Source organism: Castellaniella hirudinis (assembly GCF_042651965.1).
Lineage (GTDB): Bacteria > Pseudomonadota > Gammaproteobacteria > Burkholderiales > Burkholderiaceae_B > Castellaniella > Castellaniella hirudinis.
Genome location: NZ_JBHSDY010000006.1, coordinates 169,761 through 192,241, shown reverse-complemented (window position 1 = coordinate 192,241; position 22,481 = coordinate 169,761). Strand labels below are relative to the sequence as shown.

Below are 22,481 nucleotides of genomic sequence, written 5' to 3'. Positions count from 1 at the left end.
TGGGTTCAAGCCGCTCTTCCAAGCCATTCTTTCAAACCGCCACCATGTCCCTGCAGGTTCGTGATTCGTTCGGCGCCGCGTTCGGCCGCATCTTGCTGCGCGGCATCGGCCAGATCTATCTGCTGCCCAGCGCCTGGGCCGGCGCGCTGCTGCTGGCTGCCGCGGCCTGGCAGTCCTGGGCGATGGCGGGGGCCTGCTTGCTGGGGGCCTTGACCGGGACTGTGTGGGGAATGGCCGCCGGCGATGCGGCCGGCAGTCGCGTGGGCCTGGATGGCTACAACGGGGCGCTGACCGGATTGGGCGTCATGGTCGTGCTGCCGGCCGGGCCGCTCGCCTGGTCCCTGGTGGCGCCGCTGGCCTGGCTGGCGAGCTGGGCGGCGCACGCCTGGCGCCGTCGAAGCAGCGTGCCGCCTTATACTGCGCCGTTCGTGCTGATCACCTGGCTGCTGATGGCGGCCGCTGCCGGCCTGGAGCTGCCGCGCGCCGCCGTGATGGCGGCTGCTGATCCCGGTTGGGGGGACACGGCCCAGGGCCTGCTGCGCGGAGTCGGCCAGGTGATGTTCCTGGATGACCCCCGTGCCGGCGCCTTGTGCCTGCTGGGGTTGGCGCTGGGCACGCCCTGGGCGGCGCTGTCCGCCGGCCTGGCTTCGGGTCTGTGCCTGCTGGCGGCCTCGTGCGCGGGGCTGCCCGCTGATGCCGCCGCGCTGGGCTTGTACGGTTTCAATGCCGTGCTGGCCGCCGAGGCTCTGCGAACGGTCCGCCCGGGCCGCCTGGGCGCCTGGGCCTGGCCCTGCCTGGGTGCGCTGCTCAGCCTGTTATTGATGCGAGGCTTTCAACTGCTGGCGCTGCCGTCGCTGACCGCGCCGTTTCTGCTGGCGACCTGGGCCGTCAGGGGCGTCGCCCTGCGCCGTTCGCCTCAGACCCGGGCAGCCTGATCGGCGGCTGGGCCGAAGCCCGCGGGCGCCGGCCGGGCTTCCAGCGAGGCGAGGAAGCGCCAGACGAACAGCAGCGTGATCAGCAGCAGGCCCGGGTAGCCCAGCCCGGCCAGGACGTAGGGGATGGTCGGGTCGCCCAGGGCCACGGCATCCAGATTGAAGCTGAGCAGCCCCAGGGTGATGAAGGCGCCGAAGATCCACATGCCCGCCAGCCACAGGCCGGCCTCCGTGCCATGCAGCGTGCGGCGCCAGCGGCCCGGATCGGCCGTCTGGAAGACCGCCTGGGGCCGGGGCGCGCTGCGGGCGCGAAACCCCAAGGTCAGCAGGTCATAGATCAGCAGGCCCGCACCCGCCAGGAACACCAGGCCGAACACCGGCACCAGGACTTTGTAGAACTGCATGGCGGGAAAGACCTGGCCGCCGAACCAGTCCAGCCCCATGGCGCGGTACAGGAAGACCTGCACCGTGCCGCCGATCGCGAAGGCGAAGGCGATGCCCAGCATGCCGGTGAAGACCAGCCAGAAGGCGATCCGGCCCAGCCGCTGGTCGAAGTCCTTGATGCCGCGCAGCAGGGGAATCGAGTAATAGGCCGACGCGATGCCCAGCATGCCGAAAGTGCCGAACAGCGCCAGGTGGGCGTGGCTGGGCGTGACCCAGGTGCCGTGCGACCAGACGTTGGTCAGCGCGAAGGTCATGGTGAATCCCAGGATGCCCGCCCCGACCTGTTCCAGCACCACCGAACCCAGGATGAAATAGAAGGCCGGCGCGTTTTCCAGCGGGCGGCGGTCCTGGTGGGCGTCCAGGTAGATGTGCCAGAAGCAGAACACCAGGGGCAGCGGCTCCAGGGCGCTGAACAGCGAGCCCCAGAACTGCCAGAATTCCGGCGTGCCGATCCAGAAATAGTGGTGCGCGTTGCCGATCAGGCCCGATAGCCAGACCATCGCAACGCCCCAGAACACGGCGTAGCCCACCGCCTTGACGTCGGCCTTGAACATCAGCACCAGCAGGAAGCCCACCAGGCTGATGTGGATGACCTCCCAGACGCCTTCGACCCAGTAGTGCACCACGTACCAGCGGAAATATTCCTGCAGATCCAGACGTTCGACGAAGAACACCCCGAACAGCCAGACGAAGGTCAGGGCGGAGACCCCGATCGCCAGCCCCCAGTGGATCTCGTTCCACTCCCGGCGAGGCGGAAACGTGCGCAGCACCACCCAGGCCAGGATGGCGAAACCGATGAAAATGACGATGTCGGCGGCGCGGCCGGCTTCCAGGTATTCGAGGCCTTCCTGCAGCCAGGGCTGCCCTAGCCACCAGCCGGCGGTGCCCTGCGCCGCCAGGGACTGGGTGACGACGTTCCACAGCGTGACGACCAGCAAGGCCCAGAACAGGAAGCGGATCAGCCAGGGGGCGGCCAGTTCACGGCGCGACAGCAGGGGGCCGATGAACAGGATGGTGCCGATGAACCCCGACAGGATCCAGAGGATGCCGAGGTTGGTGTGCTCGGCGCGCAGGACGTTGAAGTTGAGAATGCCCGAAAGCAGGCGCGGGTCCACATGTTGCACGGCGATCAACAGGCCGAACAGCACCTGGAATCCGAACAGGACCAGCATCAGCAAGAAGAAGCGCAGGCTCAGGCGCTGCGTGCGGTAGTCGATCTGGAACATGATGGCTTCCTTTTCACAGGCTGCGCAGGTAGGCCACGATGGCCTGCATGTCGGCTTCGTCGATCAGCGCGTCGTAGGACGGCATGACGTGCGGCGGGTAACCCGCGACGATCTGGGCGTCGGGCTGGCGGATCGAGCGGACCAGGTAGGCCTCGTCCGCCGTGACGGTGGTGCCGTCGGCCAGTTGGACCTCGTGGCCGGACACGCCGCCCCAGCCCGGGCCCACCGTGCGCTTCTGGTCGGTCGCGTGGCAGGCTACGCAGCCCAGGTCGGCGACCAGTTGCCGGCCGCGCGCCACGGGATCCTGGACCTGCGCGGCGGTCGTGGCCGGGGCTGCCGTGGCGGTTGCGACGGCGGCCTGGCCTGCCGCCGCGCCGCCCCCGGCCACCGGCGCCTGTCCGGCCAGGCCGGCGGGAATCCGCCGGTCCTCGCGCGGCTTGGGCGGCCAGCCCTCGGTGTGCAGGGCCGAGGTGTATTTCAGGAAGGCGATCAGCGCCGTGACTTCGCGGGCGTCCAACGGCAGGTTGGGCATCAGGGTATGTTGCCCGCCGCGTCGTTCCAGGCGCTCGGCCGCGCCGGGGTGGCGCTGCAGGTAGGCCTGCAGGTCGGCGGTGCCTGCGTCCTCCCGGGCGGCCGGGTTTTGCAACTGCACCCGCACGGCGGCAGACGTGGGCCAGCCGCCCGCCGAAGGCAGGAAGGCGGCCAGCCAGGCGGCTCCGGCATCGGCGTGGATGCGTGTCAAGTCGGGGCCGAAATAGGCGCCGTTGCCGACGATGGTGTGACAGCCCATGCAGTTGTAGGCCTGGAAGACCCGCTTGCCTTCTACCGCGTCGGCGCCGCCATACTGGATCGCATCGGGGACGGCCTGCACGCGCGAAGGCAGGAAGGACCAGGCGGACAGCAGCAGGAAGATCGCCAGCATCAGCGCCAGCACGGCCAGGGCGGCGCGGCGCTTGGCCGGTTCGTGGCAGTCGGTTCCGTTCAGGCAGCTCATGGCCGTTCCTCCCGCGCCAGGCCGTCGCGCCCGGTGGCCGGGCGTGCCTGTTCATCATGCAGGAACAGGGTGCGCAGGCACCCCAGGAAGATGTAGAACACGTAGACCGCCAGGACGTAGCCCACGGCGATGTACACCCACCACATGGCATGGGATTCCGGCCAATATTCGAAATCCCGCCAGTAGGGCCAGGACAGCAGCACGCTGACCAGGCCCGCCAGGGCCGACAGCACCCCATCGATGATGCGTTGCGCCATGATTGCCTCCCTCCGGGTTGTGGATGGCAAGGTCAGTCTAGGAGCGGAGGCGGGCGAGGGGCCGGAAGCCATCATCCCTGATGAGGGATATGGCTGGTGCGGAATTGGTCAGTGATGCATCAAACGATGGTTTTGTTTGTTGCGATGCGAAAGAAAGAATGGCTGGCAGGGCCAGGTGAAGAAATTATGTATTTTTATTTCTTGTTTTTAATCAATAAATTGCTTGATATTTCTAATAATTTACTTCAATTGATTGATTTCAAAGGCTCGGAACGAAATCCGCGTTGCCATGCCTGATGGTTCCGATTTTTTGGTTCTGCGCCTTAATTTGCATCAAGTTGGTGTCGAAATGGGGATTTACCCCTGGCGCGTCGACGCGTCTTGTGAAAGGCACTCCTGATCGATCACTCGATGTTCTGCGCCTGTTCCCGCATCTGCTCGATCAGCAGCTTCAGGTCGATGGCGGCCTGGGTGACGGACAGGGCGGCGGCTTTGGAGCCCAGGGTGTTGGCCTCGCGGTTCATTTCCTGGAACAGGAAATCCAGGCGCTTGCCGCTGCCGCCGCGCGCGGACGAGGCGTGCTTGCCGGACAGGATTTCGCGCAATTCCTGCAAGTGCGAGCGCAGCCGGGTGAGTTCTTCGGCCACGTCCACGCGCAGGCCGAACAGACTGGCTTCCTGGGCGATGCGGGCGGTCAGTTCGGCGCCGCTGATGGCGGCGAAACCTTCGGGGCTGGCGGCCTCCAGGGCCTCACGCAGGCGCTGGGCGATGCGATCCTGATGTTGTTGCACCAGGGCCGGCAGTTCGGCGTCCACGCGCACGACGATGGTGTCGATCTCGTCGGCCATGACCAGCATGGCCTGCGCCAGGCGGGCGCCTTCACGCTGACGCGCCGCACTGAATTCTTCCAGGGCTTGCGCGCAGGCCTGTTCGCACATCGGCAGCCAGACGTCGGCGTCCAGTCCGCCCCGGGCCGTGCCTTCACGCGGCAGTTCGGCCAGGGTCGGCGCGGGCAGGTCGGGAATGAACTGGCGCGCCCATTGCAGTTGTTCGGCCAGGGCCTGCATGGCCTCGGCGTCGATGGGGCGCAGGGCCTCGCGGTCGATGGCGGCGTAGGACAGTTTGAGTTCGACCTTGCCGCGCAGGGCCTGGCGGCCGACCAGCTCGCGCACGCGGGATTCTGCGAAGCGCAGGTCCTCGGGAATCCGCAGGCTGAGATCCAGGAAGCGGTTGTTGACGCTGCGGATCTCGGCGCTGATCGACCCGGCGTCGGAGTCCAGGCGGGCGGAGCCAAAGGCGGTCATGCTGCGGATCATGGGGCGGTCTCGTCGGCGTTTATTTACAATGTGGCCTTATTGTAGTCTGGCCCCCTTGGGTCGCATCGGACCCTCTCTGGCCGCATGGCAGGAAATTTCTTGATGACCATCCCTTCGAATTCCCATTCCGCCTCGTCACGCCCCTCCGGCCGTCGACCGGACGAACTGCGTCGCGTCGAACTGCTGACCGGCTACACGCGCCACGCCGAAGGCTCGGTGCTGGCCTGCATGGGCGACACGCGCGTGCTGTGCAACGCCAGCGTGCTGGACAAGGTGCCGCCCTTTCTGAAAGGACGGGGCCAGGGCTGGGTGACGGCGGAATACGGCATGCTGCCGCGCGCCACGCATACCCGCGGCGACCGCGAAGCGGCCCGGGGCAAGCAGAGCGGCCGCACCCAGGAAATCCAGCGCCTGATCGGCCGCAGCCTGCGGGCGGTGGTCGATCTGGAGGCGCTGGGCGAGCGCACCCTGCACCTGGACTGCGACGTGCTGCAGGCCGACGGCGGCACCCGCTGCGCCAGCATCACCGGCGCCTGGCTGGCGGCGGCGCTGGCGGTGCGTGGCTTGATGGCCTCTGGCCAATTGAAGGCTGATCCGCTGCGCGGCCAGGTGGCCGCCGTTTCGGTCGGCATCGTGGACGGCCGGCCGGTGCTGGACCTGGATTACCCGGAAGACTCTGCCTGCGATACCGACATGAACGTGGTCATGACCAGCGCCGGAGACTTCGTCGAGGTCCAGGGCACGGGCGAGGGCGGCAGCTTCCGCCGCGACGAATTGAACAGTCTGCTGGACCTGGCGACCGGCGGCATCCAGGCCTTGATCCGCGTCCAGGCGGCGACGCTGGAGGCGGCATGATCAAGGTCGTCCTGGCATCCGGCAACGCCGGCAAGCTGAGGGAGTTTTCCGCCATCCTGTCGGCGGCCGGCATCGAGATGGTGCCGCAAAGCGCGCTGGGCGTGTCCGAGGCCGATGAGCCTTTCCACACCTTCGTGGAAAACGCCTTGGCCAAGGCGCGTCACGCCAGCCGCGCCACGGGCCTTCCGGCGCTGGCGGATGATTCGGGCCTGTGCGTGCCTGCGCTGGCCGGCGCGCCGGGCGTGCAATCGGCACGCTACGCCCAGGCGCCTGACGGCACGCGCTCGGACGCGGCCAATAACGCCCGGCTGGTGGCCGAGATGACGGACCGCACCGACCGGCGCGGCAGCTATGTGGCCGTGCTGGTCTACGTCCGCAGCGCCGACGACCCGCGCCCGATCGTGGTCGAGGGTTCCTGGGACGGCGAGGTTCTGGACGCTCCCCGGGGCACCAACGGCTTTGGCTACGACCCGTATTTCTACCTGCCTGACCAGAGCATGACGGCTGCAGAACTGCCCATGGAACAGAAAAACCGGATCAGTCATCGTGCGCGTGCCCTGCGCGGCCTGTTGCAGGCGCTGCGCAGCGAATTTGGCCAGGATCGAGGCCAGGCATAGGGGTATGCGATGAAGAGGCTGGTTCCCGTTCCAATGCCTGAGCGCGAGGGCGATGGCCGCCCGGGGGTGCGCGGCAAACCCGGCCTGGCGGCGCTGCCGCCGCTGTCGCTGTATGTGCACGTGCCCTGGTGCGTGCACAAATGTCCGTACTGCGACTTCAATTCGCATGAACGGTCCGGCGAACTGCCCGAAGAAGCCTATCTGCAGGCGTTGCAGGCCGATCTGGAGCAGGCGGTGCCCGACATCTGGGGGCGGCCGGTTTCGACGGTGTTCTTCGGCGGCGGCACGCCCAGCCTGCTGTCGGCCGAGGCGGTCGACCGGATCATCGGCCTGTTCCGAGCCTATCTGAACCTGCCTCCCGATGTGGAGATCACGCTGGAGGCCAATCCGGGCACGGCCGAGGCCGCCCGTTTCCAGGGCTATGCCCAGGCGGGGGTGAACCGGATCTCGCTGGGCATCCAGAGCTTTGACGATGGCAAGCTGCGCCGCCTGGGCCGCATCCACGACGCCGCGCAGGCGCGTGCGGCCATCGAAATGGCCCAGCGCGCCGTGGATCGGGTCAATCTGGACGTGATGTTTGCGTTGCCGGAGCAGACTCTGGCCGAGTGCGAGCGGGACGTGCGCGAGGCGCTGGCCTTCGAGACGGGCCACCTGTCGCTGTATCACCTGACGCTGGAACCCAATACGGTCTTCGCCAAATATCCGCCCAAGGTGCCGGACGACGAACTGGGCGCGGCCATGCAGGACCGGGTGGCGGAATTGATCCAGACGGCCGGTTTCGACCGCTACGAGGTCTCCGCCTATGCGCGGCCTCACCAGGCGTGCCAGCACAACCTGAACTACTGGCGTTTTGGCGACTACCTGGGCATCGGTCCCGGGGCGCATTCAAAGATTTCCTTTCAGGACCGCATCACGCGCCAGGCGCGGGCGAAGATGCCGGACGCCTGGATGCGGCTCGCGACCGAGGGCGCCGGCCGGCACGTGGTCGAACGCCGCGAACTCAGCCACGAGGACCTGGGCTTCGAGTTCATGCTCAATGCCCTGCGTCTGCGCGAAGGCGTCGAGGGCGGGCTGTTCATCGAGCGCACCGGCCTGTCGCTGATGTCCATCCTGCCGGCCATGCGCCGCGCCGTCGAGCGCGGCCTGCTCGAGCCCGGACTGGACCGGGTGTGCGCCACGCCCCGGGGCTGGCAATTCCTGAATGAACTGCAGATGGAATTCTTATCCTGATCGCACCAAAGCGGTGCGTATTCACGTGCAGTGCACTAAAATATGCACTTGAATGGTGCGTTTTGAGTGTGATTTCGGCTGCCGCAGCCCACGGTCGCGGCCCAAAAAGCTGGCACGATCATTGCTTATAGATCATCACGAGGCTCCAAGCCTCACCCTTTGACGATATGACTTGGCGCAGGAGCTTTTATGTCCACCCCTGAAAACGTTGTGCAGATGATCGCCGAACGCGAAGTGGCGTTCGTGGATTGCCGTTTTACCGACACCTTGGGCCGGGAGCACCACCTGACCGTTCCCGCCAGTCAGATGGACGAGGATCGCCTGGAATCGGGCGTCGCCTTCGACGGCTCGTCGCTGCCGGGCTGGAAGGGCATCGAGGCCTCCGACATGATCCTGGTCCCGGATGCCGGGACGGCCCGCCTGGACCCCTTCCGCGAGGAAACCACGCTCATCCTGACCTGCGACGTGGTCGAGCCGTCCGACCTGAAGGGCTACGACCGCGACCCGCGCTCGCTGGCCCGCCGCGCCGAGGCCTACCTGAAGTCCAGCGGCCTGGGCGACACCGCCTATTTCGGTCCGGAACCCGAATTCTTCGTCTTCGACGGCGTGAGCTGGAATGCGGACATGAGCGGCAGCTTCGTCAAGATCGTGTCCGACGAGGCCGCCTGGTCCAACGCCCATGATTCCAACGGCAACAACCTGGGCTACCGCCCGGCCGTCAAGGGCGGCTACGTGCCCGTGCCGCCGGTCGACTCCTTCGCCGACATGCGTTCGGAAATGTGCCTGTTGATGGAACAGATGGGCGTGCCGGTGGAAATCCACCATCACGAGGTCGGCAACTGCGGCCAGATGGAAATCGGCACCCGTTTCAGCACGCTGGTCGAGCGCGCCGACTGGACCCAGACCATGAAATACGTGATCCGCAACGTGGCTCACGTCTATGGCAAGACCGCGACCTTCATGCCCAAGCCGGTGGTGGGCGACAACGGTTCGGGCATGCACGTACACCAGTCCATCTGGAAGGACGGCCAGAACCTGTTCGCCGGCAACGGCTACGGCGGCCTGTCGGAATTCGCCCTGTACTACATCGGCGGCATCATCCATCACGCCCGCGCCCTGAACGCCATCACCAATCCGGGCACGAACTCCTACAAGCGCCTGGTGCCGCACTACGAAGCTCCGGTCAAGCTCGCGTATTCGGCGCGCAACCGCTCGGCTTCGATCCGCATCCCCTACGTCGGCAATCCCAAGGCGCGTCGCGTCGAAGCGCGCTTCCCGGATCCCCTGGCCAATCCGTACCTGGCCTTCTCGGCCCTGATGATGGCGGGCCTGGACGGCGTCCAGAACAAGATCCACCCAGGCGATCCGGCCGACAAGAACCTGTACGATCTGCCGCCGGAAGAAGACGCCAAGATCCCGACGGTGTGCTCGTCGCTGGATCAGGCGCTGGAAGCGCTGGACCGCGACCGCGATTTCCTGACACGCGGCGGGGTGTTCAGCAACGATCTGCTGGACGCCTATCTGGACCTGAAGGCCCAAGAACTCGACCGCCTGCGCGTGACCCCGCACCCGGTCGAATTCGACATGTACTACACCCTCTAGCCGGGGGCCGCGGTGGACACGTCCGGCCTCGACCTGCTGCGCACGGCGGTCCTGCTGCTGGACGAGTCCCACCGGATCCGCCACGCCAACGGCGCGGCGGAAGAATTGCTGGGCCAGTCCCGCCGCCAGCTGGCGGGTCAGCCTGCACAACCCTGGCTGGACGGCCGCGACAGCGTCCTGAAGACGCCGCTGCGGGGCCAGCCCTGGGTCTGGCTGATCGAAATCCCCGTCCATCAAGGCGGTCACCTGGACGATCTGCGGCAGGCCCGGGACAGCCAGGCGGCGCAGCGCGAAACCCTGCGCAATCTGGCGCACGAGGTCCGCAATCCCCTGGCCGGCCTGCGGGCCGCCGCCCAGTTGCTGGAAATGGAACTGCCGCGCGACGATCTGCGCGAATACACCCAGGTGATCGTGGCCGAGGCCGATCGGCTGGCCGCGCTGGTCAGCCGCCTGGCCTCGTCCGGCCAGCCGGCCGCCGTGCCCAGCGTGTTCAATGTCCATGAGCTGTGCGAGCGGGTCCTGGCCCTGATCCGGCTGGAATTCGGCGAACGCATCCGCCTGGAACGTGACTACGACGCCTCGGTGCCGGACATGCGCGCCGACCGCGATCAGGTGCTGCAGGCGCTGCTGAACGTCGTGCGCAATGGCGCCCAGGCGCTGGCCGAGGCGACCGACCTGGACGCGCCCGCGCTGCACCTGAACACCCGCATCCTGCATCAGCCCATGCTGGCGGACGGGCAGCACCGCCTGGGCTTGCGGATCACGGTCATCGATAACGGGCCGGGCGTGCCCGAGGCCCTGCGCGACAAACTGTTCCACCCCCTGGTGACCGGCCGGGCGCAGGGCACCGGCCTGGGCCTGAGCCTGGCCCAGGAATGTCTGCAGCGGCAGGGCGGCCTGCTGGAATTCGATTCCGTGCCCGGGCGCACCGAATTCCGCCTGCTGCTGCCGCTGGATCTGGCATGACACCGGAGGCCGCATGAACACGATCTGGATTCTGGACGACGAACCCGGCATGCGCTGGGTGCTGGAAAAGGCGCTGGACAAGGCCGGTTGGCCGGTGCGCAGCTTTGCCGATGGCGTGGCGTTGAAGACCGCGCTCGACGCGCTGGCGGGGCCGGAGGATGCGAACCGGCCGGCCGTGCTGGTGTCCGACATCCGCATGCCGGGTCCCGACGGCCTGAGCGTGCTGGCGGCCGTGCGCGCGCGCCTGCCGGGCCTGCCCGTCATCATGATGACGGCCTACACCGACCTGGACACGACCGTGGCGGCCTTCGAGCAGGGCGCCTTCGACTATCTGGCCAAGCCCTTCGACATCCAGGCCGCCGTCGAACTGATCGGCCGCGCCGCCCAGTCGGCGCCGTCCCACGCCGTTGCCGACCCGGCCCAGGCGGCGCCTGCCGAGGGTGGAGCCGCGCCCTTGCTGGGCGAGGCGGAAATGGCGCCTTCGCAGTCGCCGGCCATGCAGGACGTGTTTCGCGCCATCGGCCGCCTGTCCCAGTCCGGCGCCACCGTGCTCATCACCGGAGAGTCCGGAACCGGCAAGGAACTGGTGGCGCGCGCGTTGCATCGGCACAGCCGCCGCGCCGCCGGCCCCTTCGTGGCGGTCAACGCGGCCGCGATTCCGCGTGACCTGCTGGAGGCGGAACTGTTCGGCCACGAGCGCGGAGCCTTTACCGGCGCAGTCCAGTCGCGCCGGGGGCGTTTCGAGGAAGCCGACGGCGGCACGCTGTTTCTGGACGAGATCGGCGACATGCCGGCCGAACTGCAGACCCGCTTGCTGCGGGTGCTGGCCGAAGGCGCTTTCTACCGGGTGGGCGGTGCGCGCCCCGTCCAGGCGGACGTGCGCATCGTGGCGGCGACTCACCAGCCGCTGGAAGAACGCGTGCGCGCGGGGCTGTTCCGCGCCGATCTGTTCCACCGCCTGAACGTCATCCGCCTGCGCCTGCCGCCCCTGCGGGAGCGCCGCGAGGATATCGAATCCCTGGCGCGGCATTTCCTGGCGCGCAGCGCGGCCGAACTGGGCGTACCGGTGCGCCGGCCCGATGCCGCCGCGCTGCAGGCGCTGCGCCGCTTCGACTATCCCGGCAACATCCGCCAACTGGAAAACATCTGCCAGTGGCTGACGGTCATGGCGCCCAGCGCGGAAGTCGGTGTGGAAGATCTGCCGCCGGAAGTCCTGGATGCTGGAAGCGTGGGCGGGGTCGAGCCGGCCATCGTGCGGGACGAAGCCGCATCTCAACCCTGGTCCGACTGGCGCGCGGCGTTGGCGGTCGAAGCGCGGGCGCGCCTGGCGCGCCGCGAGCCCTGCGTGATGGATGAATTGCTGCGGGATTTCGAGCGGACGTTGTTGCGGGCCGGGCTGGAGCAGGCCGGCGGCCGCCGGGGCGAGGCCGCGCTGCGCCTGGGCATTGGCCGCAACACCTTGACGCGTAAATGCCAGGAATTGGCCATCCAGGAACCGGACACGGATCAGTTCCCCAAGGGCTGAAACTTCAGGGCTGGCCCCTTAAGCCGCGGCTGAAGGCGCGCCGCGCAGCCCCGCCTGCGCGCGTTGAGCCATCAGGGCCTCGCGGTGGATGAAGGCCGCGATTTCCGGCGTGGCCGGGTGGTGGTGCATGCCGTAGGGCGTGTCCCATTGAGCCAGCCGGCCTTCCTTCAAAATCCCGATCCGGTCGGCCACGGCAAAGGCCTCGGCCTGGTTGTGGGTGACCAGCAGCGCGGTGCGTCCCGCCGCTTTCAGCAGGTCGCGCAGTTCGAAGGCCAGCCGTTCGCGGGCGTCCACGTCCAGGTTGGAAAAGGGTTCGTCGAGCAGCAGCAGGTCGGGTTCGGGCGCCAGCGCCCGGGCCAGCGCCACGCGTTGCTGCTGGCCGCCGGACAACTCATGGGGACGGCGCGCTTCCTGGCCCGCCAGGCCCACCAGCTCCAGCAGATCGCGCACGCGCCTGCCGCGTGCGGCGGCGTCCAGGCGGCGCAGGCCGAAGCCGACGTTGGCCGCCACGTCCAGGTGGGGAAACAGCGCATAGTCCTGGAACATCATGCCCACGCGCCGGTGTTCGGGTTCGACGCGGGCCCCGTCGCCCGACAGCAGCCGCCCGTCCAGCCGGATCGAGCCGCCGTCCAGCGGTTCAAAACCGGCGATGGCGCGCAGCACGGTGGTCTTGCCGCAGCCGGAGGCCCCCAGCAGGCAGGCGATCTGGCCGCTTTCCAGGCTCAGGCTCAGCTCGCGCAGCACGGCGCGTCGGCCTTTGTCGGCGGCGTAGCTCAGGGAAATCCGGTTCAGTTCCAGCATATCGAGTCTCAGGCGGCAGGGCGGTCCATCAGGCGGGCCAGCAGGATCACGGGCAGCAGGCCGGCAGCGACGATGCCCAGGGCGGCGATGGCGCCTTCTTCGTAGGTGCCGCGCGCGGCCTCGGCGTACAGCCAGGTCGCCAGGGTGTCAAAATTCAAGGGCCGCAGCAGCAGCGTGGCGGGCAATTCCTTCATCGCATCCACGAACACCAGCAGCGCCGAGGCGGCCAGGGCGGGGCGCAGCAGCGGCAGGTGCACGCGCCGCAGCATGCCATGGACATTTTCGCCCAGCAGGCGCGCAGCCTGATCCAGGGATGGCGGAATCCGATCCAAGCCCGCTTCCAGCGTGCCCACAGGAATCGTCAGGAAGCGGATCACATAGGCCAGCGCCAGCGCGGCCGGCGTGCCCAGCAGCACCAGGCCCGCCGGGTCCATTCCGGTCGCCGCGCGCAGCGCCGACAGACCTCGTTCGACCGCCATCAAGGGGAACAGCAGGCCGATGGCCAGCACGGTGCCGGGCACGGCATAGCCCAGCGTCGCCAGCCGGGGCAGGGCGCGCGCCCAGGCGCGTGCCCGGGGCAGGATGCGGCGGCTCCAGGCCACGACCAGACCGATGGCCAGGGCAATCCCCATGGCCAGGGCCGAGACCATCAGCGTCTGTCCGGCGGCCCGCAGCAGTGCGGGCGAGGGGCCCTGGCCCGCGTCCAGGCGTTCCCAGGTCAGCGCCAGCAGATAGGCGGCCGGCGCGATGAAGCCGATCAGGACGGGCGTCAGGCCCAGCAGGGCCGCCAGCCAGCCGGCCGGTCCGTGCAGCCGGTGCGGGCGGATCGGCGCGGCGCGGCGGGTGCCGGTGTAGCGCAGGCGCCGGCGGCTGTGGCGTTCGATCGCGATCAGGATGGTCACCAGCAGCAGGGCGACCAGGGCGATCTGGGCGGCGCCCGCCAGGTCGGAACGGGTCACCCAGGTGGTGTAGATGGCAACGGTCAGCGTCTGGACGCCCAGAAACTCGGAGGCGCCGATGTCGTTCAAGGTTTCCAGCAGCACCAGGCACAGGCCGACGGCGATGGCGGGCCGGGCCAGCGGCAGGGCCACGCGCCGGAAGGCTCCCCAGGGGCCGTGGCCCAGCAGCCGGGCGGCTTCCATCAGATGGGCCGCCTGGCTGGCGAACATGCTGCGGGTGGTCAGGTAGACGTAGGGGTACAGCACAAAGGCCAGCAGCACGATGGCGCCGGGCAGATTGCGCAGATCGGGCAGGCGGAATTCACGCGGGCTGGAATAGCCCAGCAGGGCGCGGACGGCTTCCTGGACGGGGCCCAGGGGATGCAGGATGTCCAGATAGGCGTAGGCCACGATGTAGGTGGGCACGGCCAGCGGCAGCAGCAGCGCCCAGGACAGGATTCGGCGGCCCGGAAAATCGTAGGCCGTCACCAGCCAGGCGGCGCCCACGCCCAGGGCGGCGGCCAGCAGGCCGACGCCGGCGAGCAGGCCCAGAGTCTGGGTCAGTACGCCGGGCAGCACGAATTGCAGCAGGTGGCCCCAATGGCCGCCCGAGCCCTGGCCCGCCTGGATCATCAGGGCCAGGATCGGGGCCAGCACTCCCAGCGCCGCCAGGGCGGTCCCGGCATGCCAGGGCCAGGCCTGGAAACGGCCGCTTGCCGCCATCGTGTTCGCTTACTGGGTCAGGCCGGCGCGGTCGACCAGTTCGCTCGCCTGCTTGCGGTGGCGGGCGATCTCGGTCAGGGGCAGGGTGTCGACGTTCAGGGGGCCGAAGCTGGCCACGGTCGGATCCAGCGTCACGCCTGCCTTGACCGGGTATTCGTAGTTGGCCTGGGCGTAGAGGCTTTGCGCCTTGTCCGACACCAGGTATTCCAGCAACTGGACGGCTTCGGCGCGGTTCGGCGCGTGGCGCGCCACGGCGGCGCCGGAGATGTTGACGTGCGTGCCCGAGGCATTCTTGAAGGTGGGCCGGATGACGCGGATGGCGTCGCCCCAGCGGCGCGCGTCGCTGCCTGCTTCGGCATTCTTCATGCGGCCGGCATAGTAGGCGTTGGCGATGCCCACGTCGCAGATCCCGCCCAGAATGTCACGCGCCACGTCGCGGTCGCCGCCGGTGGCGGGGCGGCCCAGATTGGCCTTGACGCCGCGCAGCCACTGTTCCGTCGCCTCGACGCCGTTGTGGGCGATCAGGGCGGCGATGAGCGCGGTGTTGTAGGGGTGCTGGCCTGAGCGGATGCAGACCTTGCCCTTCCAGCGCGGGTCGGCCAGGTCTTCGTAGTGGAAGGTCTGGACGTCCAGGTCCTTGGCGACGTAGGCGACCCGATCGCGCATCGACAGGGTGAACCACTGGCCGTCAGCCGCACGCAGATTGGCGGGAATGGCGGCCTTCAGCACGGCGGAATCCACCGGCTGGGCGACGCCGCCGTCCACCAGATCCAGCAGATTGCCGATGTCCACGGTCATCAGCACGTCGGCCGGCGATTGCGCGCCCTCGGCACGCACGCGTTCCAGCAAGCCGTCCTTGACGAAGACCGTGTTGACCTTGACGCCCGTGTCCTGGGTGAAAGAGGCCAGCAGCGGCTCGATGAGCTTGGGTTCGCGAGTGGTGTACAGATTGACTTCCGCCGCCAGGGCGGTGCCTGCCATCAGCGGCAGGGCCGCGGCCAGCAGGGACAGACGTCGGGCGAAGGGCAGGGCACGAAAGCGGATCGACATGGCAGCGGCTCGTATAAACGTATGAAAAATGAGAACAATTCTCAAAACGGAATGCGAATTTATCATCGCGTTCAGCTTAAGGCAAGCTGAACGCGCTAAAATGCCCCGCGATCCAGGAAATCCGCCCGATTTGGCGCGTCATCTTGCGCGAAATCAAGAAAGTCCTCGAACCGCACCGGGTCTGGCCTTGCGTTTCCCGGCCAGCGCCGTACCATCTATCCATAGACATCCCCCCCGAATTCTGGAGTTCGTCCTTCGTCATGGCCGCTTTCAATTCCGAGCAAGTCCTCAGCGTGCGTCACTGGAATGACACGCTGTTTTCTTTCAAGACCACCCGCGATCCCGGCCTGCGTTTTCACAACGGCCATTTCGTGATGCTGGGTCTGGAAGTCGAGGGCAAGCCGCTGATGCGCGCCTACAGCATCGCCAGCGCCAACCACGAAGACAATCTGGAATTCTTCAGCATCAAGGTCCCCAACGGCCCGCTCACCTCGCGCCTGCAGCACTTGCAGCCGGGTGATGCCGTGCTGGTCAGCCGCAAGCCGGTCGGCACCCTGGTGGCCGACGATCTGCGCCCGGGCCGCCACCTGTACCTGTTCGCCACCGGCACGGGGTTGGCGCCGTTTCTCAGCATCATCAAGGACCCCGAGGTCTACGACCGCTTCGAAAAGATCATCCTGATGCACGGCGTGCGCTTCGTCAGCGAACTGGCCTACGCCGACTACATCCGCCAGGAACTGCCCCAGGATGAATACCTGGGCGAAATGGTGCGCGACAAGCTGATCTATTACCCCACGGTGACGCGCGAGCCTTACGAGCACCAGGGCCGGCTGACGAGCCTGGTCGAAAGCGGGCAACTGTTTACCGACATCGGCCTGCCGCCGCTGGATCCCGCCGTCGATCGCGCCATGATCTGCGGCAGCCCGGCCATGCTGACCGACATCCGCGCCATGCTGGATGCGCGTGGCTTCGTCGTGTCGCCTGGGGTGGGCGAGGCCGGCGATTACGTCTACGAGCGTGCCTTCGCTGAAAAATAGCGGCTGCGGCGGTTCGCCGCAGCTTTTATTTTTTGCTATTGGTCGGTACACTCTGATAGTCTTTTAACCATCATCGAGTCTTCCACCATGAGCAAGGCAATCATCCACACCGATGCCGCCCCGGCCGCCGTCGGCCCGTATTCCCAGGCCGTCAGCGCGTCGGCCGGCAAGCTGGTCTTTCTGTCGGGCCAGATCGGGCTGGAGCCCGGCACGGGCGAACTGGTCTCGGAAAACTTCGAAGGCCAGGTCCGTCAGTCCTTCGCCAATATGCAGGCCGTCATCGAAGCGGCCGGCGGCACGCTGGACAACGTCGTCAAGCTCACCCTGTTCCTGACGGATCTCAGCAAGTTCGCCAGCGCCAACGCCATCATGGCGGAAATCATCCCCCAGCCCTATCCGGCGCGTTCGACCCTGGGCGTCGCCAGCCTGCCCAAAGGCGCCCAGTTCGAAGTCGAAGCCATTCTGGCGCTCTGATTTCCGCCGCCTGCTGGACCGTGCGCCGTGAATTCGGCTGAAAAGCCGCGCCGGGCGGCGTCCGGCGCCCGCAAGACGGCGGGGGTGTCCCAGGCTCGCTTGTTCGAGCGGCTGGGGCTGCGCACCCCTGCTGACTTCGCCACCCATCTGCCGCTGCGCTACGAAGACGAGACCCGCATCACGGCGATCGCCGACGCACAGCCCGGCGTCCACGCCTTGTTCGAAGGCGAGATCGTCGACAGTGAAATCCGCTTCGGTCCCAGACGGACCCTGCAGGCCACGCTGGCCGACGAGTCCGGACGCTTGGGGCTGCGCTGGCTGCACGTCTATCCGGGCCAGCAGGCCCGCCTGCACGCCGGACGGCGGATCCGGGCGCGGGGTGAAGTCCGCGCGGGCTTCCACGGCCTGGAGATCGTGCACCCATTGGTGACCGAGCCGGGCACGCCGCTGCCCGACACCCTGACGCCGGTCTACCCCACGACCCAGGGCCTGCCGCAGGCCGCTTTGCGCAAGGCCATCGCGCGCGCTCTGGACGAGGCCGTCCTGGACGACACGCTGCCGGCCGCCGTGCGCGAAACCTATCAGTTGGCCGATTTCGCGCCGTCGCTGCGCCTGCTGCATCACCCGGGACCGGACATTTCTCTGGAATCGCTGGCCGCGCATAGCCACCCCGCCTGGCGGCGCATCAAATTCGACGAACTGCTGGCGCAGCAACTGGCCCTGGCCGACGCGCGCGCGGCGCGCCGCGCCCAGGCCGCGCACAGCCTGCGGGGCGACGGCCGTCTGACGGGCCGCCTGCTGTCCGGCCTGCCGTTCGCCCCCACCGGCGCGCAATCGCGCGCCGTGGCGCAGATCGGCGCGGATCTGGCGCGCACGCACCCCATGCACCGCCTGCTGCAAGGCGACGTGGGCAGCGGCAAGACCCTGGTGGCGGCCCTGGCGGCGGCCCAGGCGATCGAGGCCGGCGCTCAGGTCGCCGTGATGGCGCCCACGGAGATCCTGGCCGAACAACTCTGGCGCAAACTGTCCGAATGGCTGACGCCCTTGGGTGTGGCGCCGGTCTGGCTGACGGGCGGCCTGCCGGCCGCCGAGCGCCGCAAGGCCCTCAGCGCCATGGCTTCCGGCGAGGCCCGGCTGGCGGTCGGCACCCAGGCCCTGATCCAGGAGAAGGTGGAATTCGAATCGCTGGGCCTGGTGATCAGCGACGAGCAGCATCGCTTTGGCGTGGGACAGCGCCTGGCGCTGAACCGCAAGGGCGATCAGGCCAAATACCGCCCGCATCAGCTCAGCATGAGCGCCACGCCCATCCCGCGCACCCTGGCGATGGCTTTTTTCGCCGATATGGACGTCTCGGTGCTCGACGAACTGCCGCCGGGCCGCGTGCCGGTGCGCACGCGCCTGTTCGACGACCGGCGCCGCGACGACGTCCTGGCCCGCGTGGGCGAGGTCGTGCGCGCCGGACGCCAGGCGTACTGGGTCTGCCCGCTGGTCGAGGAAAGCGAAGCCCTGCAGTTGCAGACGGCCGTCGATACCTATGAATTGCTGTGCTCGACCCTGCCGGACCTGCGCATCGGCCTGATGCATGGCCGCCTGCCGGCGCGCGACAAATCCGAGGTCATGGACGCTTTTCGCGCCGGAGCGATCGACCTGCTGGTCGCCACCACCGTCATCGAGGTCGGCGTGGACGTGCCCAATGCCGGCCTGATGGTCATCGAACATGCCGAGCGCTTCGGCCTGGCGCAGTTGCATCAGTTGCGCGGCCGGGTGGGGCGGGGCGGCGGCGAAGCCACCTGCGTCCTGCTGTACCAGCCGCCGCTGTCGGCCATCGCCCGCGAACGCCTGCGCGCCATGTACGAGACCACCGACGGCTTCGAGATCGCGCGGCGCGACCTGGCCCAGCGCGGGCCGGGCGAGTTGCTGGGGATACGCCAGTCGGGCCAGGCCCTGCTGCGTTTCGCCGATCTGGAATCCGACGAGGACCTGCTGGAGCAGGCCCGCGAAGCGGCCGCCCGGCTGTCGGCCGATTTTCCCGAACACGCCCGCGCTCACCGGCAACGCTGGATGGCGGGCGCCGACCAATATCTACGCAGTTGACGACGACCGGCACGATCGCCTGGCATCGTGCGAACGGGTTTGAGAGGAATCCTCATGACGCTGACCGAACTGAAATACATTGTCGCCGTGGCGCGGGAGCGCCATTTCGGGCGGGCTGCGGAAGCCTGTTTCGTCAGCCAGCCCACGCTGTCGGTGGCCATCCGCAAACTGGAAGAAGAACTGGGCGTGGTGCTGTTCGAGCGCGGCGGCGCCGAGGTCGGCATCACGCCGATCGGCTTGCGTGTCGTCGCCCAGGCGCAGAAGGTGCTGGAAGAGGGCGCCAATCTGCGCGAGATCGCCCGCCAGGGCCACGATCCGCTGGAAGGCCCGCTGCGCGTCGGCGTGATCTACACCGTGGGGCCGTATCTGCTGCCCTACCTGGTGCCCGAGCAGATCCGCCGCACGCCGCAGATGCCGCTGCTGCTGCAGGAAAACTACACCGCGCGGCTGCTGGAACTGCTGCGCCAGGGCGAGATCGATTGCGCCATCGTCGCCCTGCCGCTGCCCGACACCGGCCTGTCGCAATGCGCGCTGTACGACGAGCCTTTTTACGTCGCGCTGCCGCACACCCATCCCTGGGCGCAAGAGACGCAGATCGATTCCAGCCGCCTGAAAGAGGAAAACATGCTGCTGCTGGGCGCCGGCCACTGCTTCCGCGATCAGGTCCTGGAAGTCTGTCCCGAACTGTCGCGTTTCTCGGCTTCCAGCGAAGGCATCCAGCGCACCTTCGAGGGCTCTTCCCTGGAAACCATCCGCCACATGGTGGCCGCAGGCATCGGCATCACGGTTCTGCCGGCCAGCGCCCTGGGGATGCAGGGGGCCGAGAGCCGGTTGTTGCGCTTCGTGCCGTTCAAGCCGCCGGCGCCCGACCGCCGCGTGGTGCTGGTCTGGCGCAAGAGCTTTCCGCGCCAGGCCGCCATCGAGGCCCTGATCCGGGCCGTGCGCCATTGCGGCATGCCGGGCGCGACCATGCTCGAAGACACGGTTCCGGTGGCTGCCGAGGCGGACTGAGGCCGGCTGTATCGGGAAAACCCCCGTGCGGCGCAATGGCCGTTTCGCAGGGGTTTCGTGTATTCTTTTCAAGGTCTTTCACAGGAGGTTTTTATGAACGTACGCTTTACGCCGATGGCAGCCGCACTGGGCCTGGCCGCCGGCATGATGCTTTCTTCCGTTGCGCATGCCGATACCATCCGCATCGCGATTGCGGGGCCCTACACCGGGGCCTTGACCCAGTATGGCGATATGGTCAAGGAAGGCGTGGACACGGCGATCGAAACCATCAACGCCGCTGGCGGCGTGCTGGGCAACAAGCTGGAAGCAGTCGTCATCGATGACGGTTGCGAGCCCAAGCAAGGTCCGGTCGTGGCCAACCGCGTCGTCAACGAAAAGATCCATTACGTCGTGGGTCACGTGTGTTCCGGCGCCACCATTGCCGCAACCCCTGTCTACAACAACGAAGGCGTGGTCATGGTCACCCCGTCCGCCACCTCGCCCGCGGTGACCGACGGCAAGAACTACGACATGATCTTCCGCACTATCGGTCGTGACGACCAGCAAGGTCCCGCCGCTGCGGAATTCATCGCCCAGAAGGTCAAGCCCAAGGCCGTGGCCGTGCTGCACGACAAGCAGTCGTACGGCCAGGGCATCGCCACCGCCGTCAAGGCCGATCTCGAAAAGGACGGCATCAAGGTCGTGCTGTTCGAAGGCATCAACGCCGGCGACAGCGACTACTCCGCCGTGATCACCAAGCTCAAGTCCGCGGGCGCCGACTTTGTCTACTACGGCGGCTACCACCCCGAAATGGGCCTGCTGCTGCGCCAGGGCGCCGAACAAGGCCTGCAGGCCAAGTTCATGGGTCCTGAAGGCGTGGGCAACCCGGACATCAACGCCATCGCCGGCCCGGCCGTCGAAGGCATGCTGGTGACCCTGCCGGCCGACTTCACCTCCGACCCGGCCAACGCCTCCGTGGTCAAGGCCTTCAAGGACAAGAACCGCAACGCGGGCGGCGCCTTCCAGCTCACCGCTTATTCCGCCGTCGAAGCCATCGCCGCCGGGATCAAGGGCGTGGGCAAGGACGACCCGACCAAGGTCGCGGCCTGGCTGCACAGCAACTCGGTCAAGACCCCGATCGGCGACATCTCCTGGAACAAGCAGGGAGACCTCAAGTCCTTCAAGTTCGACGTCTTCACCTGGCACGCCGACGGTTCCAAGACCGTCTTCAAGTAAACCAGTCTGCTGCGGGACGCTCTGCGGCGTCCCTAGGCAAAACAAAACCGGCGCGACTCTCACGAGCGCGCCGGTTTTGTTTTGTCCGCTCATTCCTGAACGCGCTTTCCCGTATCGGCCTCGAACCAGTGCGCCGGGTGACGGCCGTCCGGTCCCAGGGTGATCGCGTCGCCGGGGGCCGGGGGGCGGTCGCCGGTTTCGGGCACGGCGCAGCGCAGGATCAGGGGCTGCTCGCCCCAGCGGGCGTGGATCAGTTGTTCTGAGCCCAGGATTTCGACCATCTCGACCCGGGCCTGCAGGCCCGGCGCACCGATCGTCAGGTGTTCCGGGCGCAGCCCCAGGATCAGCGCCCGCGCGGCGCCCGTGGGCGCCGTCAGGGGCAGGGCGCTGCCATCGGGGCCGGTGACCCGGCCTTGCGCGTCTGCGTCCACCCGCAGCAGGTTCATGGGCGGCGAGCCGATGAAACCGGCCACGAAGACGGTGGCGGGACGTTCGAAGACCTCGGACGGCGTGCCGATCTGCTCGGGCACGCCTTTGTTCATGACGATCATGCGGTGCGCCAGCGTCATGGCCTCGACCTGGTCGTGGGTGACGTACAGGCTGGTGGTGCCCAGGCGCTGGTGCAGCTTCTGGATTTCCAGGCGCATCTGCACGCGCAGCTTGGCGTCCAGGTTCGACAGGGGCTCGTCGAACAGGAACACGGCCGGTTCGCGCACGATGGCCCGACCCATGGCCACGCGCTGGCGCTGGCCGCCGGACAACTGGCGCGGCCGGCGCTCCAGCAACTGATCCAGCTCCAGGATGCGGGCGGCGTCCTCGACCCGGCGGCGAATTTCGTCGCGGCTCAGGCGGCGGATCTTCAGGCCGTAAGCCATATTGTCGAAGACGCTCATGTGGGGATAGAGCGCGTAGTTCTGGAACACCATGGCGATGTCGCGCTCGGCGGGCTCCAGGTCATTGACGACCCGGTCGCCGATGGCGATTTCGCCGCCGGTGACGGATTCCAGGCCCGCCACCATGCGCATCAGCGTCGATTTTCCGCAGCCCGAGGGACCGACGATGACGACGAATTCGCCGTCGCGCACTTCCATGTCGATGCCATGGATGACGGCCACGTCGCCGGGGTAGGTCTTGCGCACGGCGCGAAAGCTGAGGGTTGCCATGGGGGATGGGG

At 67.7% G+C, this 22,481-nt stretch carries 21 protein-coding genes; 13 read left to right on the top strand and 8 right to left on the bottom strand.

Annotation, left to right across the window (positions count from 1 at the left end; genetic code table 11):
• The first annotated feature begins 44 nt into the window (after nt 1-44).
• Nucleotides 45-935 carry an urea transporter gene (locus ACFO0J_RS11205; protein ID WP_376813165.1) on the top strand — a complete coding sequence of 297 codons (891 nt, stop codon included), beginning with the start codon at nt 45-47 and terminating at the stop codon, nt 933-935.
• Here the strand turns inward: ACFO0J_RS11205 and ACFO0J_RS11200 are convergent.
• Genes ACFO0J_RS11200 through ACFO0J_RS11190 form a run of 3 tightly spaced genes read right to left on the bottom strand, consistent with a single transcriptional unit; the run spans nt 917 to nt 3,853 of the window.
• The gene (locus ACFO0J_RS11200; RefSeq protein WP_376813164.1) at nt 917-2,602 is read right to left on the bottom strand and encodes a cbb3-type cytochrome c oxidase subunit I; all 1,686 of its coding nucleotides are present in this window, start codon (nt 2,600-2,602) and stop codon (nt 917-919) included. The two genes, ACFO0J_RS11205 and ACFO0J_RS11200, sit on opposite strands and share 19 nt — an antisense overlap.
• A 13-nt stretch (nt 2,603-2,615) precedes the next feature.
• Complete coding sequence (locus ACFO0J_RS11195; protein WP_376813163.1) at nt 2,616-3,596, bottom strand: c-type cytochrome; 981 nt, start codon at nt 3,594-3,596, stop codon at nt 2,616-2,618.
• On the bottom strand, nt 3,593-3,853 hold the full coding sequence (locus ACFO0J_RS11190) for a hypothetical protein (RefSeq protein ID WP_376813162.1): 261 nt from the start codon (nt 3,851-3,853) through the stop codon (nt 3,593-3,595). Before ACFO0J_RS11190 ends, ACFO0J_RS11195 begins: the two co-directional genes overlap by 4 nt.
• Before the next feature lie 114 nt (nt 3,854-3,967).
• On the opposite strand from ACFO0J_RS11190, the gene ACFO0J_RS11185 reads away from it, so the two are divergent.
• On the top strand, nt 3,968-4,150 hold the full coding sequence (locus ACFO0J_RS11185; protein WP_376813161.1) for a hypothetical protein: 183 nt from the start codon (nt 3,968-3,970) through the stop codon (nt 4,148-4,150).
• A 107-nt stretch (nt 4,151-4,257) separates the two neighbouring features.
• On the opposite strand, the gene ACFO0J_RS11180 is transcribed toward ACFO0J_RS11185, so the two are convergent.
• Nucleotides 4,258-5,169, bottom strand: a complete 912-nt coding sequence (locus ACFO0J_RS11180) for a YicC/YloC family endoribonuclease (RefSeq protein ID WP_376813160.1) — start codon at nt 5,167-5,169, stop codon at nt 4,258-4,260.
• 108 nt (nt 5,170-5,277) lie between these two features.
• On the opposite strand from ACFO0J_RS11180, the gene rph reads away from it, so the two are divergent.
• The 6 genes from rph to ntrC all read left to right on the top strand — a co-directional run bounded on the left by rph (nt 5,278) and on the right by ntrC (nt 11,964).
• On the top strand, nt 5,278-6,024 hold the full coding sequence (rph, locus tag ACFO0J_RS11175; RefSeq protein WP_376813243.1) for a ribonuclease PH: 747 nt from the start codon (nt 5,278-5,280) through the stop codon (nt 6,022-6,024).
• On the top strand, nt 6,021-6,641 hold the full coding sequence (gene rdgB / locus ACFO0J_RS11170; protein ID WP_376813159.1) for an RdgB/HAM1 family non-canonical purine NTP pyrophosphatase: 621 nt from the start codon (nt 6,021-6,023) through the stop codon (nt 6,639-6,641). The genes rph and rdgB overlap by 4 nt, the downstream gene beginning before the upstream one ends.
• 33 nt (nt 6,642-6,674) lie before the next feature.
• Entirely contained in the window at nt 6,675-7,871 is a 1,197-nt protein-coding gene (gene hemW / locus ACFO0J_RS11165) for a radical SAM family heme chaperone HemW (RefSeq protein ID WP_376813158.1), read from the top strand.
• Nucleotides 7,872-8,060: 189 nt separating this feature from the next.
• Nucleotides 8,061-9,473, top strand: a complete 1,413-nt coding sequence (glnA, locus tag ACFO0J_RS11160; protein ID WP_376813157.1) for a type I glutamate--ammonia ligase — start codon at nt 8,061-8,063, stop codon at nt 9,471-9,473.
• A 12-nt stretch (nt 9,474-9,485) separates the two neighbouring features.
• On the top strand, nt 9,486-10,439 hold the full coding sequence (gene glnL, locus ACFO0J_RS11155) for a nitrogen regulation protein NR(II) (RefSeq protein ID WP_376813156.1): 954 nt from the start codon (nt 9,486-9,488) through the stop codon (nt 10,437-10,439).
• A gap of 13 nt (nt 10,440-10,452) precedes the next feature.
• Nucleotides 10,453-11,964, top strand: a complete 1,512-nt coding sequence (ntrC, locus tag ACFO0J_RS11150) for a nitrogen regulation protein NR(I) (RefSeq protein WP_376813155.1) — start codon at nt 10,453-10,455, stop codon at nt 11,962-11,964.
• Between the two features lie 18 nt (nt 11,965-11,982).
• On the opposite strand, the gene ACFO0J_RS11145 is transcribed toward ntrC, so the two are convergent.
• Genes ACFO0J_RS11145 through ACFO0J_RS11135 form a run of 3 tightly spaced genes read right to left on the bottom strand, consistent with a single transcriptional unit; the run spans nt 11,983 to nt 15,476 of the window.
• Nucleotides 11,983-12,765 (bottom strand): ABC transporter ATP-binding protein, encoded by a 783-nt coding sequence (locus tag ACFO0J_RS11145; RefSeq protein ID WP_376813154.1) that lies wholly within the window; start codon nt 12,763-12,765, stop codon nt 11,983-11,985.
• A gap of 8 nt (nt 12,766-12,773) precedes the next feature.
• Nucleotides 12,774-14,426 (bottom strand): ABC transporter permease, encoded by a 1,653-nt coding sequence (locus ACFO0J_RS11140; protein ID WP_376813153.1) that lies wholly within the window; start codon nt 14,424-14,426, stop codon nt 12,774-12,776.
• Nucleotides 14,427-14,435: 9 nt separating this feature from the next.
• Complete coding sequence (locus ACFO0J_RS11135; protein WP_376813152.1) at nt 14,436-15,476, bottom strand: Fe(3+) ABC transporter substrate-binding protein; 1,041 nt, start codon at nt 15,474-15,476, stop codon at nt 14,436-14,438.
• Nucleotides 15,477-15,736: 260 nt separating this feature from the next.
• Here ACFO0J_RS11135 and ACFO0J_RS11130 point away from each other — a divergent pair, with 260 nt between their 5' ends.
• From ACFO0J_RS11130 to ACFO0J_RS11110, 5 genes are all read left to right on the top strand, one after another.
• A complete protein-coding gene (locus tag ACFO0J_RS11130; protein ID WP_376813151.1) occupies nt 15,737-16,513 on the top strand; it encodes a ferredoxin--NADP reductase in 777 nt (258 codons plus the stop codon).
• A gap of 87 nt (nt 16,514-16,600) precedes the next feature.
• Nucleotides 16,601-16,987, top strand: a complete 387-nt coding sequence (locus tag ACFO0J_RS11125; protein WP_376813150.1) for a Rid family detoxifying hydrolase — start codon at nt 16,601-16,603, stop codon at nt 16,985-16,987.
• Between the two features lie 84 nt (nt 16,988-17,071).
• Nucleotides 17,072-19,081: an ATP-dependent DNA helicase RecG gene (recG, locus tag ACFO0J_RS11120; protein WP_376813242.1), complete on the top strand. Its 2,010-nt coding sequence runs from the start codon at nt 17,072-17,074 to the stop codon at nt 19,079-19,081.
• Between the two features lie 54 nt (nt 19,082-19,135).
• Complete coding sequence (locus ACFO0J_RS11115; RefSeq protein ID WP_376813149.1) at nt 19,136-20,092, top strand: LysR substrate-binding domain-containing protein; 957 nt, start codon at nt 19,136-19,138, stop codon at nt 20,090-20,092.
• 93 nt (nt 20,093-20,185) lie between these two features.
• Complete coding sequence (locus ACFO0J_RS11110) at nt 20,186-21,307, top strand: branched-chain amino acid ABC transporter substrate-binding protein (RefSeq protein ID WP_376813148.1); 1,122 nt, start codon at nt 20,186-20,188, stop codon at nt 21,305-21,307.
• 89 nt (nt 21,308-21,396) lie between these two features.
• On the opposite strand, the gene ACFO0J_RS11105 is transcribed toward ACFO0J_RS11110, so the two are convergent.
• Nucleotides 21,397-22,470 carry a sn-glycerol-3-phosphate import ATP-binding protein UgpC gene (locus tag ACFO0J_RS11105; protein WP_376813147.1) on the bottom strand — a complete coding sequence of 358 codons (1,074 nt, stop codon included), beginning with the start codon at nt 22,468-22,470 and terminating at the stop codon, nt 21,397-21,399.
• Nucleotides 22,471-22,481 lie beyond the last annotated feature (11 nt).